The organism is Pedobacter sp. UYP1 (genome assembly GCF_040547305.1).
In the GTDB taxonomy this organism is placed as follows: Bacteria; Bacteroidota; Bacteroidia; order Sphingobacteriales; family Sphingobacteriaceae; genus Pedobacter.
Map to the genome: position 1 here is coordinate 1 of NZ_JBEPPL010000046.1, position 1,808 is coordinate 1,808.

1 protein-coding gene is annotated in these 1,808 nt (G+C 40.4%); it reads left to right on the forward strand.

The features are described from left to right. Window positions 1-1,808, forward strand: a 1,808-nt coding sequence (locus tag ABIB30_RS27205; protein ID WP_354306162.1) for a non-ribosomal peptide synthetase, incomplete at both ends; no start/stop codon positions are given.

Here is a 1,808-nt window from a genome sequence, read left to right on the forward strand (position 1 = left end):
GTTCAGACCTATCGGGGAGACAGCGTTGTACATCATTATCCAGCTGTATTCCTGGAAAAGCTGAAACATTTTTCAAGTAGTCATGGAGCTACTGTCTTCATGACTTTAATGACCGGGATAACCGCATTGCTTCACCGGTATACCGGCCAGGACGACCTGGTTATAGGTACCCCAATTGCGGGTAGGGTACACCCAGATCTGGAGAATCAAATCGGACTCTACCTGAATACACTGGCCATCAGGTCGGGCATAGCAGACAACAGTAGTTTTTCAGCACTATTGGATCAGCAGAAAGAGAATTTAGCTGCAGCTTATGAACATCAGCACTATCCATTTGATTTGCTGGTCAGCAAGTTAAAACTGAAACGGGATATAGGGCGTTCAGCCCTGTTTGATGTAATGGTCGTTTTGCATAACCAGCAGCAGCTGAGCACTTATGGGCAAACAGACCTGATAGATGAACTGAAGATCACAACTCACAATTTTAAAGATGCTACGGCAAAAATAGATCTGAGCTTTGAATTCGCAGAATCACAATCAGAACCACAATCACAGTCAGACTCAGCATCAGAAGGGCTGGAACTGACCATTAAATACAACACTGACAATTATGACGGGGTCTGGGTATCCAGGATATTTACACATCTGGAAAATCTGCTGACAAAAGCTATGGATCACCCTGATGTTCCGATTACAACAATAGATTATCTTCCGGAAAATGAAACCCATCAATTGGTCGTAGAATTTAACCAGACTGAGACCATTTATGCTAAAGAAAAGACCGTTATTGAACTGTTCCAGGAACAAGTAAAACTGGTACCAAATCATATTGTTGTCTACGATGAAAATCGTGAATATTCGTATTCCGGATTTGATAAGATAACTGATCATATTGCCGCCTTTTTTGTACAGAATTCTAAAGTCCGGGATAAATCTGCTATTGGCGTTCTAATGAATCGTTCGGCAGATATGCTGGCAATTTTACTAGGGATTATAAAAGCAGGAAGGGCATATATTCCTTTAGACCCTGATTTTCCACGCGATCGTTTAGATTTTATTATTAAAAATAGTGGAATAAGGAACCTGGTAGCAGAGAAGCGGCATTCGTTTCAGGAGATAGATGGATTATTCAGCATTGATCCTGAAGACTTGCTGACAGGAGCATTATTATCCGGAAACAAACAATCTGTAGAAATTGCATCAACAGATACAGCCTATGTTATCTATACCTCAGGCTCTACAGGAGTACCTAAAGGAGTTGAAATTAGTCATCAGTCATTAGCTAATGTACTGCTGTCTGTCGGTGAAAAGTTAAAGATCAATACGGTTGACCGGCTGTTTTCTGTAACCACCTATTCATTTGATGTTTCTGTAGTTGATTTTTTTCTTCCGATCATCAATGGTGCAAGCTTATATATCGCCAGTGCTGAAATATTGTCTGATCCTGAACTTATCATTCATAAACTGGCAGTATTACAGCCAACTATTCTTCAGGCTACACCAGCTTTTTATCAAATGCTTTTCAAAGCAGGATGGACAGGAAGTAATCAACTGAAAATAGTCTGTGGCGGAGATTTATTACAAGAAAAACTAGCAGAAAAGCTAATTGCATATTGTTTGGAAGCTTGGCATCTGTATGGACCTACCGAAACTACAATCTGGGCTACTGGAAAAAAATTAAAAACAGCCAGTGAGCATCTCCATATCGGAAAGCCGATTGCTAATACAGCAGTTTATATACTGGACAATAATTTACAGCTATTACCATTAGGCGCAAGAGGGAAAATCTATCTTGCCGGCGATGGACT